This window comes from Bradyrhizobium sp. USDA 3311, from assembly GCF_054062495.1.
Map to the genome: position 1 here is coordinate 9,142,325 of NZ_JBSSFI010000001.1, position 13,750 is coordinate 9,156,074.

8 protein-coding genes and 2 pseudogenes are annotated in these 13,750 nt (G+C 58.3%); 8 read left to right on the top strand and 2 right to left on the bottom strand.

Features of this window, described 5'->3' with window-relative positions:
• Window positions 1-270: 270 nt before the first annotated feature.
• The 6 genes and pseudogenes from ACVWW6_RS43460 to ACVWW6_RS43485 form a co-directional block, all read left to right on the top strand.
• A pseudogene (locus ACVWW6_RS43460) lies at window positions 271-891 on the top strand (transposase); the annotation flags it as partial.
• A gap of 408 nt (window positions 892-1,299) precedes the next feature.
• Complete coding sequence (locus tag ACVWW6_RS43465) at window positions 1,300-1,599, top strand: transposase (RefSeq protein WP_271553078.1); 300 nt, start codon at window positions 1,300-1,302, stop codon at window positions 1,597-1,599.
• A gap of 177 nt (window positions 1,600-1,776) precedes the next feature.
• Window positions 1,777-1,932, top strand: a pseudogene (locus tag ACVWW6_RS43470) (transposase domain-containing protein); the annotation flags it as partial.
• Between the two features lie 914 nt (window positions 1,933-2,846).
• A complete protein-coding gene (locus tag ACVWW6_RS43475; protein WP_456682953.1) occupies window positions 2,847-3,623 on the top strand; it encodes a hypothetical protein in 777 nt (258 codons plus the stop codon).
• 1,040 nt (window positions 3,624-4,663) lie between these two features.
• Window positions 4,664-7,015 (top strand): LPS-assembly protein LptD, encoded by a 2,352-nt coding sequence (locus ACVWW6_RS43480; protein WP_456683241.1) that lies wholly within the window; start codon window positions 4,664-4,666, stop codon window positions 7,013-7,015.
• A 17-nt stretch (window positions 7,016-7,032) separates the two neighbouring features.
• Window positions 7,033-7,332 (top strand): hypothetical protein, encoded by a 300-nt coding sequence (locus tag ACVWW6_RS43485; RefSeq protein WP_456682954.1) that lies wholly within the window; start codon window positions 7,033-7,035, stop codon window positions 7,330-7,332.
• A gap of 1,036 nt (window positions 7,333-8,368) precedes the next feature.
• On the opposite strand, the gene ACVWW6_RS43490 is transcribed toward ACVWW6_RS43485, so the two are convergent.
• Window positions 8,369-8,788 (bottom strand): DUF7694 domain-containing protein, encoded by a 420-nt coding sequence (locus ACVWW6_RS43490; RefSeq protein WP_097668532.1) that lies wholly within the window; start codon window positions 8,786-8,788, stop codon window positions 8,369-8,371.
• 2,103 nt (window positions 8,789-10,891) lie between these two features.
• A complete protein-coding gene (locus ACVWW6_RS43495) occupies window positions 10,892-11,083 on the bottom strand; it encodes a hypothetical protein (RefSeq protein WP_097668606.1) in 192 nt (63 codons plus the stop codon).
• A gap of 1,442 nt (window positions 11,084-12,525) precedes the next feature.
• On the opposite strand from ACVWW6_RS43495, the gene ACVWW6_RS43500 reads away from it, so the two are divergent.
• Window positions 12,526-13,077, top strand: a complete 552-nt coding sequence (locus ACVWW6_RS43500) for a biotin carboxylase N-terminal domain-containing protein (RefSeq protein ID WP_456682955.1) — start codon at window positions 12,526-12,528, stop codon at window positions 13,075-13,077.
• 10 nt (window positions 13,078-13,087) lie between these two features.
• Complete coding sequence (locus tag ACVWW6_RS43505) at window positions 13,088-13,396, top strand: ATP-binding protein (RefSeq protein WP_245448758.1); 309 nt, start codon at window positions 13,088-13,090, stop codon at window positions 13,394-13,396.
• The last annotated feature ends 354 nt before the right edge of the window (window positions 13,397-13,750 follow it).

A 13,750-nucleotide genomic window follows, 5' to 3' on the forward strand; every position in this document is an offset into this window, starting at 1 on the left:
CCGCTGGCCTCGCTGATCTGGTTCCCTAGCTACGAGCGTTAGCTTTCCAAAAGCTGACGTTGATAATGAATTGGACGGCAAGGGTCTTCTTCCAAGACGCTCAATCGCGAATCGTGCCAAACGAAAAATCGTGACTGTCAAAGTACCGACGACCGACTGTCGTGGTTTTGTCTATATTCGGATCGCTACGGCCTAGCCTGCTGCTCAGCGGCCGCAAGCGCTCTAGTCCCCGACCTTGAGGAGTACGGGAGTGTGTTTCGGCATGGAGTAAGGGCTCGCAGCCTGATCAAGGAGTATGGATTATTGTTCCCTCGCGCAATCGGCCTGCAGTTCCGCCACTAGGTCCATGAGCTCTTGGGCGATGATCATCAGCTTCTGAGCGTGATAGCGCCGCTCTTGTCGATCCGCGAGAACGTCAGTAAACAACGGTGCAAATTTGATGACGAAGTCCGTCGTTTGGCAAAACAGCACGAGACGACGCGCCTCAGATGACGGTCCCGGGTGTCAGCGTCGTGACTGCCCTAACGTTCCGCCACACGATCGATGACCCTCCGCGCTTCCGATCGGCCTCGACGATCGGCGCCCACCTGGGCCTTACGCCGCGTACGTAACCAATCTGGCGATACTGACACCAACAGCAAGATATCCCGATGGGGCGACCGACTTCTCCGAACTTACAGCTCGAGGCCGCGACCGTTCTGCTATACCGAACAAAGAAATGGACTTGCCTCAAGGCCGGGGGGATGAACCTCGCAAGCGGATTGGCATGAGGAAGGCAAAGGTAGCCATTGCCCGGAGGATCGCCGTAACCTGCACTTCATCTGGGTCGACGGCGCATCGTTCGACTGGGGGCAGGCGAAAGAGGCCCAATCCTATTTTGCAAGTTCATAGTCCGGTCCGCCGGACTGGCGATGTCCCGCGGGGACGGTGGTCGTGGCGACCTCGGTCAATCGGCTGGTGACGGTTCGTCCGCACTCCGCCGCAAATGTTGAGGCGCGCGATCCGGACGTCATCATGAGGCCTTGCGACTCGGGAATGACCATGACCCCAGCTGCGACATCAAACCCAATCACGCTGAAGCCGCCAACGACATCGATTATCCAATCCCATCGGCGATCGTCTCCGCGATCGCTCCGTCTCCGCAACCCCGACAGCTCCGACGGAGCAATCGCTGCCGGCATGTCACTAGAGAGAAAGAATAATAGCTCGACAACAACCCGCGTATTCCTCCGTTGAGGACCGCCTTGTTTGATGGACGCGAGTGCTGCAGGTCCTAGGGGTAATCCCAGGAGAAGCGCTATGACGATTTCGCGGGCGGAGGTGATCACATCGGTCGAGCGGCGGCGGCGGTGGTCGCAAGATGAAAAGGAACGGCTCGTTGCAGCATCGCTCGGGCTCGGGGCTACAGTTCCCGAGGCGCCTCGCATGGCCAGCCTTCATGTGAGCCAGCTGTTCAGGGTGCGCAAAGAGCTTTGCAAGCACGGTGAAACGAGTGTAGCGCCGTTGATGCCGGTCGAGATTAGCCCGTCTGTGCCGCCGCGGGATGTGGCCGAAGCGCCGTTGATGACGAAGCGCTGCGTCGAGTTCTCGATGCTCTGATGCGTCGATGATCCCAATACGGCGCATCTCGAGCTGCGGATCGAGAAACACAAACGCGAACTGTACGGGCCGCGGTCTCCACAAGTCACCAATACCTGGATAGCAGAGCTGCTCGGCAGGCGTCCCTTCAATGTCGTGACGGTTGCGACTTCGCTCGCTTCCTCGACGATGGCAGGATCTGCTCGTCTCAACGACGTCGATCCCAAGGGCTGGCTCGCCGACGTCCTGGCCCGTATCGCCGATCTTCCCCCATCGCGTCTGCGCGTGCTGCTGCCCTGGGAATGGAAGTTCCTGCGCCAAGCCGACAAGGCCACCGATCAGCAGGTCGCCTAACCTTCGCGCAGCCCATCATAGAGCTCGCCACGCCCGCGCGCATGCGTCAATCAGGCGGTCTTCGTCGTCTTCGTCGTATGCGTACCTACCCGCAATTAAAGGGCGGATTGAAAGTGAGGCCAACGCGCCGCGGCCCCTTGATGCTGGGATGCCAGCTAGGGAATTTCGAAGCCCACAATTGAGGGTATTCAACGCCCGGCGACACCCAACCGAGCGGGCGGCGAGCCCGCCACTGCCTGTGAGTATGGGGGGACATGATTACGACCGCAGGCAGGTCTGACGATCAGTGAGGCTGCGTGGACGGTTACATAGCGTCACAGCCGTAACTCTGATCATCTCTAAAGTCCTGATGACGAGATATAGACTATGGACCGGGATGCCACCCCTTCTTGCGCAGCGTGCTGTCAGACTCTAACAGCGTCGATTGTCAGCTCTGAAACAATGTCTGATTGTCGACGCTACAAACATTCGTAGAAGACGCAGAGCAAGCTGCGATTTTCATCGGCACGTCCATGCTTGGTTCATCTACGAAGATCTCGGATCGCTGTCACAGAGTGGGTGAAGCTGAAGGTTGCCTTCTTGCGTGTCGCCACGAGCGCCGTGGTCGTCAGCTTGCTCTGAGGCAACAAAACACTAGGCTCAAGCGATAAGGTCGCGTTGGCTTGGCGCCTCCGCCCTCATATCGCGTCGGACGTATCAGACGTGATGCCGACGGCCATTTGTCTTATGGACATCGAGATTGTCGCTCTGCTCAGCAAGGGGTTTATACCCAGGCGTCGGTCGGCGAACGCAAGTGACAAGCTTCCGCGAACAACAGTGGCCTTTGGCACGAATGTGGCATCAGAACTCAGTGCCAACGCGGACATCGGTTCGCACGTGATGGCCCATAACATTGGGGTGAAGGAACCTCTTTGATGAGGACCGTATCGATTGAGTTCACCAGGTTGGTGTTTTTGTACTTCGTGAGCGTGCTCGCGGCCTTGCTTTTGCTGGTGGCGAGCATTCGCGGAGCCATCGAAAAACACCCCGGCTATCGGAGTGATTGCGCCGGGATGCTGATTGTTTCTTCTATGCTACTTGTTGATAATTTTCAGTCGGAATGCCGCGCTCTCCTTCTTTTCGGTGACAACCAGCCCGCACGAAGAAAGATCTTTGAGGGGGGTGCGGATCTGTTCAGCGTCAATGGGGCAAATGCGAAGGCACCGTGCAACGCTGTATCGGCTCCTGTGATTCTTCCAGCGCCCTCCCGTCTGCGCTGTCGATCGATGACGCTGAGCAGTGACGAGCCGTCATATTGTCCCGACGAAGACGTTCTAAAGAGGAGAGCAGACAAAGGGTGCCGAGTGGCGTCGTTCGCGCTTGCAGGATCGTTCCGGCAGAATAGTCCGGCTCTCCGTGCGGAGGCGCCTGCCGGTCCGATGCTGATGCAGAGGCCAGTCTCTTTGGCACCTCATAGTTTTACGACCTCAGCCGGGGTCACAATTAGCTTCACGTTGATCATGGCGTTAAACCCGAGCGGTACTGCTTTTGGTCCAAAGGTCTTTATGGATGCCGACAGTAAAGCTTTGGTCTGCGCGATCTCGCCCACGGATGCGGAAAGCATCTCTGCGTTTCGGCACTCGCTGGCGCAAAGCCTTTGTTCAACAAGCGGCGAATCCCGGCGGGGGACTCCCGAGCAAGGATGTCGATGATTTGTTCGCGAACAACTGGGCTGCTAATGCAACAAATGGCATTATGGGCGGTTGCCTGCTCGGAAATAATAATGGAAGGGGAGCGATAGTGTAGCGCAGCACGTGGGCTTCGCGAACTCCACGAACGAGTCCGGGTCGCCAGATCCGGATTGAGCGTAATCCGCCCGATATGCTCGTCGCCCAGCCATTCCATGTCGTCGAGCACCCGCCCTCTGGCCGTGAAGCGTGCCGAATTGAAAAGTGCGGTGCATGCCGTCGCTTGATAATCGTGTGGGCGCGTCGGGGTGCGAGTTAGCGGACAACTGGCAGGCAGTCTTCATAACTTGGGCGTCGACGATCGACGATCTGGTCCCTCATCGAACACAGGCGGCGCGCCCTCATCAATCGCCATCTGGGCTGACGACCGCTTACACGCACTAATGAAATCGTGCGTTTCACCAACTACCGATACCCTGCCAAGGGCTCGATTGTCTGGTTCGGACCAATGTCGACAACCGGACGCACGTCCCATGAACGAACCCGCTTGAGGCTCTATCTTCGAGCGGCATGCAGCTTGCTTCGTTTGCGCAGGCGCTCGGTATTGGACAGAGTGCATGATGCGATTTGGAGTTCTTCTTTGAGTAGCCACCACCATTGCGCTTCTAGCCGGCGGCAGGCCGGCTGGGCCGACTTTGGGCCAGCAGTGAAGCCCTGGTGCCAATCCGCAAACGGGGGAGCAGAACACAGCATTGGGCTCTGGCCCCGGCGCGGTTGCGTTATTTGCGGCTTCGGTCTGAGCCTTCCCATGCAGTTGAGGTACCGTGTTCACCATCTTTGTGTTCACTGGTTGTGGCTAGTTGCATCTGGACGTCAAGAAAATGTGCGTTCATGCATCTGGTGACTTCCGTCTGGCCGCCAGTACTGGTTGGCCGCTTTATCAGATTGTTGGCCTTGCTGACCCGACGGAAAGGTTAGTGGCTGTGGCTGCGCATCGTCACAAACTGATTGCGGTCGCGCCGGGGCGCGATCCGTGGCTCTTCACGTCGCTAGTCTGCCACTGCTTGCTTGCCATAGCCCTTGTCATCGCGACTGGTTTCGGCCCCGTCGTTAAGGCATCCGCCCAGAGCTTCACCTACAATCCGCTGCCGCCGCGTCCGAAGCCGCCGAAGGTCGCCAACGACAACCAGATGCTGGTTCAGGCGACCGAGGTCGTCTACGATTACAACAATTCGCGGATCTCGGCGGTCGGCAACGTGCAGCTGTTCTACAACGGCACCAGCTTCGAGGCCGACAAGGTCATCTACGACCAGAAGACCAAGCGGCTGCATGCCGAGGGCAACACCCGCATGACGGATACGGAGGGTAAGATCACCTATGCCGAGATTCTGGATCTGTCCGACGACTATCGCGATGGCTTCGTTGATTCGCTCCGGGTCGACACCGCCGACCAGACGCGGATGGCTGCGACCCGCGCCGACCGCTCCAGCGGCAACTACACCGTGTTCGAGAACGGCGTCTACACGGCCTGCGCACCCTGCAGGGACGATCCGAAGAAGCCGCCGCTCTGGCAGGTCAAGGGTGCCCGCATCATCCACGACCAGCAGGAGAAGATGCTGTATTTCGAGACGGCGCAGCTCGAATTCATCGGCGTTCCGCTCGCCTACATGCCCTATTTCTCGACGCCCGACCCGACCGTGAAGCGCAAGACCGGCTTCCTGATGCCGGGCTTCACCTCCTATACGGCGTTCGGCTACGGCATCGAAGTCCCGTTCTACTGGGCGATCGCGCCCGATATGGACGCGACCTTCAACCCGCGCATCACCTCCAAGCAGGGCGTGCTATTGCAGACCGAATTCCGCCAGCGCCTGCTGGACGGCGCCTACCAGATCCGCGCCTACGGGATCCATCAGCTTAATCGCGGCAATTTCCCCGGCCAGCCCGGCGACCGCCAGATCCGTGGCGGCGTCGAGACCAAGGGCCAGTTCGCACTGAATGACAAATGGGTGTGGGGCTGGGACGGCGTTCTGCTGTCCGATTACTATTTCATGTCGGACTATCGCCTGGCAGCGTATCGCGATCCGCTTGGATCGTTCCTGAATCTGCCGACGGAAGCCATCTCGCAGCTCTATCTGACCGGCGTCGGCAATCGCAGCTTCTTCGATGCCCGCACGATGTACTTCCTGAGCTTCTCGGGTAACCAGCAGCAGGTTCCGGTCATCTATCCCGTGATCGACTACTCGAACGTGCTCAACTATCCGATCTTCGGCGGCGAGTTCAGCTACAAGACCAATTTCGTGAACCTGTCGCGTGATACCGCCGTGTTCGATCCGATCACGACGCTCGCCAACACCAACAGCCTGTGCACGACGGCGTCGGCCGATCCGCTCGCGCGCACGCCTTCGCAGTGCCTGTTGCGCGGCTTCCCCGGCACCTACACCCGCTTGTCGGCGGAGGCGCAATGGCGCAAGTCCTACACCGATCCGTTCGGCGAGATCTGGACGCCCTTCGCGATCCTGCGCGCTGACGCGATCAACGCCGACGTCTCGAACCAGCCGGGCGTGTCGAACTTCCTGCCCGTCGGCGACACCCAGGCGTTCCGCCTGATGCCGACCGTCGGCCTCGAATACCGCTATCCCTTCATCAACGTTCAGCCCTGGGGCTCGACCACCATCGAGCCGATCGCGCAGGTCATCATCCGTCCGAACGAGACCTATGCCGGCAAGCTTCCGAACGAGGACGCGCAAAGCTTTGTATTCGAAACGTCGAAACTGTTCAGCGTCGACAAGTTCTCCGGCTACGATCGCGTCGAAGGCGGCGGCCGGGCCAATGTCGCCGTGCAGGCCACCACCCAGTTCGACAGGGGCGGCGCCGTCAAGGTGCTGTTCGGGCAGTCCTACCAGCTGTTTGCCGTCCGGGATTCCACCAATACTGGCCTCGATTCAGGTCTCGACAAGCCGCGATCCGACTATGTCGCGAGCGTCGACTACTCCCCGAACCGAACCTACACCTTCAGTGTCCGCGGCCGGTTCGACGAGCAAACCTGGAACGTCCAGCGCTTCGAGGCTGAAGGCCGCGCCAATTTCGACCGCTGGTCGCTCAGCATGATGTACGGCAATTACGCGCCGCAGCCGGAGCTCGGCTACCTGACGCGACGCGAAGGCATTCTCACCTCCGCATCGGTGAAAGTCGCCTCCAACTGGCTCATGCAGGGCTCCGCCCGCTGGGACCTCGAAGCCAACAAGATCAACCAATACGTGGTCGGCGCCGGCTATGTCGACGATTGCTTGGTGCTGGGATTGAACTATCTGAAATCCTACAATTTTACAGTAGGTGGCGTGCCCCCCGTCTTGAATGAAACCTACATGCTAAGTATAGGTCTACGAACATTCGGGACGATCGCAATCGGCTTCTGAGGCACGGATAGCGCGGCATGCGGGTCACGTCGGGCGACGTCACCACCACGACCGAGGCGCGCGATGGCGGGCAGCGGTCACGGCTGTGCTGGGAAAGCTCGAGTTCAACGAACGCGCAGAACTGGTCCACTTCATCCATGTCGCTTATCCGAGGGACCGCTGAGACTGAAATGGATCCCGGTTTTGGGACCAGGGGCGAAGTTAAGGGCCGCGCATTGGAAGCGGTGCTGCAGCAGGCGACGGCGGCCGTTCTGGCCCAGCGCTATGAGGTTCACCCGAACCAGATCTACGCATGGAAGAAGCACCTGCTGGACTAGGCGGCCGGAGCGTTTGACGCGGGTGTCGGGCGCGAGAGCGAGGAAGCGCGCGAACGCGAGTAGCTGCAAGCCAAGATCGGACAATGACAGTCGAGCGCGATTTGTATGAGCAATCTCACGTCAAGAGACATCATCAGGTCATTTTGCTTCCCCTGTGGGAATCGATTTTGTGCATTGGCGGGCTTCGGATTGAGCGGCGGCGGCGCTCCGCACCTAGCGGAGCCCGACGGCGTCGTGTCTCGGTTCGATCGGATTGCCGGGTTCGATGATCTCTCGTGCGCGCGTGCGTTCGGCGCATCAACTTATATCCAACAGCTCCGTAACGGCATACGACAATCCTGCATGCACGAACCAAGACATCGAGGAGGCATCAGGCGCCTGGAAAACTGCGCGCCGATGGCGGTCTGGCGGACCGCTGTAACCGGCGCATTCGGCGAAGAGGCTGTGGATATGTCGCTTCCCGCAAGCGAGAAGCTTGGACAGCGCTGCGCGTTGCCCACATCCCGCAGCCACAACAGCGGCACGCAAGAGTAGCGTATGGGAAGAACGAACGGCAGCAGCTCCACTTAAGAACCGGACCCGGTGGTCCTCAGCAAAGGGTCCACTTCAATTCCCTGCCAGTTCAAACCTTGCCATCAGTTCTACAATTTCGCGTTATGCCGTTTGGTAGGAACATGCTTTTCGCTCCAAAGAGTGCGCAATTCGCGTCGTCGGATCGTCCAGTGATTGCCTTGTGACCCGTCGTCGGCCAGGTGAGACTTTGTTGTTGCTGCCGAGCCGGCGTTCATCACGATTCCGCAAACACTGGTTTCAATGCCGCCAAGATCCTAACTCCAATCTATCGTTCTCCCGACAATAACTGGTCCAAGCGCGTACGAGACATCTCTTGAACCGGATTAGTGCACTGTCAGCGGGCTCCTTCAGGCGATCGGTCTTGACATATATCCGCTTGTGACGCCTCATTCCGGTGGCGCCGAACCAGTTCTTCTGCATCCACTGGCCTCATCTTTCGCTCCGATATCGTTTACTCAGCTCATCATGCTGTCGCGCTCATCCGCGCGAACAACATTGCCGCTTCCGATGGCCCTAGCCCAACGATGCCTACAAAGCTCGGCGGCGGCATTGGGATGCCCCGATGAGTGGGTCTCCACAGGTGCAGGCAGTATCGGCTGTTATTCACATACTGCGAATGTGGCGGATGCAGCTGCATGACGCACTCCTCTTCATCCCAGAACAGGTCTTTGACAAAGCACATCTCCTCCCAATTCGGACAACGCCGCGGCGTCGAGACAGCGACATGTTCCCAGCCAGGACGGACAAATCCACTTATCTTGAGTTCACACCCGCAAGGCCCCTGCACAAAGAACAGACCGCAAGGGCCTGATCCCGGAACGGTAGCGAACTGGCCGTTTTGCACGCGGCCGGCCTCCAACTTCTCTATGATCTGCGCTCGCACGCCCCCTCCTTTGCCTCTCGGATGGCCTTGAACTCGACGTAGATGACGTTGTCTCGCAACTCATTAACCGGCTGGGTCCTCTGCGCGGCGTTGCTACATCGCTCTTCAGCGAACCATCTGCCGATAAAGCTGCAGATGTCCATCGTCACTCTTCTCCTGTTATTAGTTTTCTAACGCTGGCATCGTGGCTGACGAACGCTCTCGAAGCTCGCTGATTGCCTGACTACGAGCCGCGCAGCTTCTGCGCGATGGCGAATAAGCCCGCAGATCGCACATTCCCGCTCATGGTGGCCCGACGGGGTTCGCTCACGGGACAACTCCGTCATCAAGCCCTCTCATGCGAAGCATCTTGTCATCCATGCCCGCCGGTGCTGGCCGCACATCGCCGAACAGAGCGCCCGCACCAGCAATTGTAATATCCGCCATCGAGCTTTCGTGCGTCCAGCAAGCGTTCGTGCCCCTGCTAATTCATGTCTCATGGCGACTTGCTTAAGTCCATGAAATCGGCGGCTCTTGGCTCATCGCCTCGCCCTCAAGGAATCGCTCGTCATCATGGCAATGCTCTCAATAATGGCCTTTTGCATCTACATTCCATGATGGCTCTCAAACCAGTGCGGCACCAGGTGACGCTTCGCGGCGATGTTGCTGCTTCGTGAGGTCGTACTTGATCATTCGCTGCTTTCTCGCCGAGTCTGAAACAGTGCCATTGAGCCATCTATGTGACCACGATTGAGTTGTATGGGGGTCAAATCGAACGGGCTCACACCAGAGCCGCGGACGCCTGGCATGAACTGTCTTCGAGCCGATAACAGCCAGCGGATCGCCTACCATCTCGGTGCTCCTTGTAAGTCGGCGATCAGGAACAATGATTAATCGATCTCATTGACTGCAAATGCGACCGGCGGCCGATCTTCCCGCGTCACTACGATGCAACTCCTAACGCATTGTTTCCGGTATCGCGCACGCGAAGCGCTCACCTTTTTGCCGCTAATACGGGCGTTGTCTTTCAGACGTCGACGTCGCGAATCCGACAACGGGCGGCGACTCCGTGTCGCCAACGCCGATAGCGCGCTTGTTTTTTTTGCATCAAAGCCGTGCAGACACTCCTCCGTCGTGGCATGTAGGTTGCTGTGGTGACGGAACGCGACCTCCCTGTACCGACGATGCGCGAGCATGTCATCGGCCGGAAGCTAGCCGCGCAACAAACAGGGATTCTGATACTCGCGCTTTGAAAGAGGACTGCGAACTTATGAGTGATACGAGGCATGTAAGGCCTGGACTTTTTCCACGGACCAGCGCGGCAGGTGATGAAATGACACATTGGCGCGCACCAAAGCACTCAACGATCAGCCATTATGGCGCCGATTGTCGCTCCTGGCAGGCGCAGAGGAGGTGGAACCTGTGGCCTCTGGCCGCACTCCTCATAACTGCGCTGCTTTGGGCTGGTATCTACTGGATCATCGCAGCGTTCTTCTGAAATAATCTCGCGGCTGGCAAAGGCGAGAGGGGCTTTCCGACGCCCCTCACATGCCGCGGCCGCAACGTATGCACACCATCAATCGGACGTGGAGACCTCTTCACAGACTTGGTCAAGCCCAGACTTGGCGCGGCTACCTGGATATAAAATCCGCACCTCCGACCAACGCAAACGAAATATTGAGGCATGACGCAGATGTCTCGAATTGGCGAAACTGATATGCGGCCAGCTTGCCCGCGTGGATCGCAGCGGCGATGAAGTGCCAAACACTGACCTGTAACAGCTCAACACGGCCACGCGAGGATGGCATCCGGCCTTCTACGTTCAGCGCGACGCATTGACTGCAGGCGGAGGTCTAGGTTCGGCATCTTCATGATAAGAGGATTAGCTTTCGAGGAGCTGACTAAACGAGTAGACTGAAGTGACCGTTAGGCAGGCTGCCTGCTCCGCCTTCTCACTTACGTATTGCGGCAAAGGACCGTCGGGATGCCTCGCCCTACGGTGCCGCCTCAACGTCCCGTGCAAGCGCACTGACTCGCCTGCTGAGCGACATTTTATTGGATCGGGTAGCGATCAACAGGCCGGGGCGTTTTTATGGAACCGCAGCGACGCTTTACAGATCTTGCTCAGGCCACATCATCCTCGCCGCTGCGCGTCTGCCACACCTGGGCACGGAGAGCCAGCTTGTCATATTCCATGGCAATCTTAAGCAGCCTGTCTCTCGGTTTGCCGTCGGCGAGCGCTTCCGCCTTCTTTCGCGTTGCTTCCGCACGGCCTCGCCAGTGGTCGGGCTGGTAGAGTTTACTTTTCGGATTCATGCCGAGAGCATGCAATTCGTAGATCAAAGAAATGCGACACGGGCCCTCCGTATAATAACGTAACAGCGACGCTCGTTGCCCGGCTGCCGAGGCGGACAGTCGCCCTGCACAGCCGCTATTCAGAAACGCCAAAGTGCGCATTGCAGCCGAAGCTCGTACGAAGATTGCACAGCTCCAACATCTTCAGACGATCGGACGCACGAAGGGGCTTGAATCGCACTTAGCGTTAGATTGTACGATCCTGGACACGTGGGAACGACCTCTGACAATCCAGACGCTTCCTGACAGGTCATGAGAATTGCAAATGTCTCAAACATCTAAACTCACCTGCCACGACCGCATAAGACCACAAGATCCTCCAGATGCCCGCTTGTCCGCGCTTCATCGGAGGTGTTCCTGTCGCAGCTGGACGAATCGCGCGTTTCGAGATCTGCACGGCAGGCGCTCCCACCACCGTAGCCTCACCGGAACTGACGCAAGACGAATTCTCCATCCCAGATACCCCACCCACGTCTTCACATAACGTGGAACACAGGCGCGCGATTACACCAAAGATAGTCTCGGCGCGCGCCATCATGGTTCGCTCTGCACAATCGAATGCATCATCAACAATGCCTTGAGCGCACCTGGCTTTTGCCTGATCTCTCTGCCTCGCGATAACTGGCCCGGGCCCCTCGCGCCGGCTACGGGGTCATTAGTCGGCTGGCGGGTACGCTGAGCCAGAGTACCTAAGCACCTGTCACGCCCAAGCAATGCCTCGCGACTCCAGGCAGGCACCGACCGCACAATCGACCGGAAGCTCCAAAATGATCCCTTGCTGGACCAGTTCAGCCGCCAGTACTTCCCCTCTTCGGCTGGCTCCGCCACTTCGGCAGGTGTCGTTTCTGTCGTGCCGGACCGATGACCAGCACCGTACAGTCAAGACCGCAAAAGTGGAAGAACGAGCTTGCGGCACCGCGCTTAAGCAGTTCCGGCCTGTTTCCCCCCGGTTGACAGGTCATGTTGCGCTTCGCGCAAAGAACAATACCGCAGCCTCACCGATTTGAAGGGATATCATGACTCAAAATCAACGAGCTCAATTGGCTTCCAGCCTCACAATTTACTACTGCGCCATCGCTCTTGCGGTCGCAATGACAGCTGTGATGCCCGGGCCAGTCGACGCGCGCGATCAAGCGCCGACCGCAGAGGAGAAAGAGGCTTGCATGGAGGACGTGTTTCGCCTTTGTAGCAGCCACATACCAGATCGCACCGCTATCACTACCTGCCTCAGATCCAGACAAGCGAGCCTCAGTCAGCAATGTCGCTACGTGATCTCCGTGCGTGACACTGGCAAGAAAAGCAAGGACTCGAAGTGAAGATATGGCGGCCTGTTCGTTTGCCTCATCCTCAGAAGTGGACTCAGCCTGACCAGCAGGACCGTCGCCCAAGGTCAGGTGACGAGCATGGCTCGCCTACAATTGACCGACGCTCTGGTTCAATCGCGCTTGTCTGGATCGGCGAATGCGCAAATTACCCTTCAATACCGGTCTGATCGCGAATACGGGGAGATAGCCGCACGTATCATCAAAACGTTGCACAAGCTTGGACGTCGTTCTGCAATTGCCCAGCATGAGGTTGACGAAGGGACCCCGGCCGTCTCAATGGCCGGCTTGGCCATTCCGATCAGCGGCCGCCCGCCGATCGCAAGCTATCTGAACATCGCGCAGATTATCGCTGCCGCCCACAAGGCGAACGCCGGCGCGATACATCCGGGTTATGGAGTGCTTTCTGAGAGTGCGGAATTCGCGAGGACAGTGTTAAAGGCCGGAATTGCGTTCATTGGGCCGGTTCCAGAAACTATCGAACTAATGGGCGATAAGATCCGCGCCCGTAATTTCGTTCAGGGCAACGGCTACGCACCCTGCGCCATCGAGGAAGATGATCCGCCAACATTCGTTTCGAGAGCGCGGGCTGTTGGAGTTCCTTTGCTCGTCAAGGCCATCAGGGGACGGTGACGGCAAGGGAATGCTGATTGTACGCGACCATGCTACGTTGGAGGCAGCCATTGAGCAATCGAGCAGTGAAACGCGTCGCTGCTTTGGAGATGTCCGACTTGATGTTGAACGATATGTCGAAAGCCCTCGACATATTGAAGTACAGGTGCTCGGTGACTGCTTCGGTAACCTGATCCCTCTCTTCGAGCGCGAATGTTCGGGTGCAGCGCCGTTTCCAAGAGATCATCGAGGAAACGCCCACGCTGGCGCTATCGCCGGAATTGCGGACCCCGGTTTGCGAGAACGCTCCTGCTCTTCCTGCAGAATGCAACGGGCTTGATGGTTGGCCGCGAATATGAACGGCGTGGGATCACCAAGGACGCAAAGCTGATCATGGCGCGTCCGTGCCGACGTTTGCGATCATTTGTAATAGCTCGCACGGCGCAGGAACTTACGCTATGTCGGGACGCGCGTTTGATCCATGCGCTTTTCGACGCGCCGCAGTACGGCGTAGTCCGACTGTAAGGCGGGACCGAAGACCGGCGGCTCACCGCCTCATGTGGGCGGATCAACGGAACACGTCCATCGCTCTACGAAGGCTGTCCTGCGCACCTTCATTTGCAATCGGCTGGGGTTCTTTTGTAGAGCGGGCTCGATCTACCCAGCACCGATAGCCTCGAAGCAGGTAGAGGAA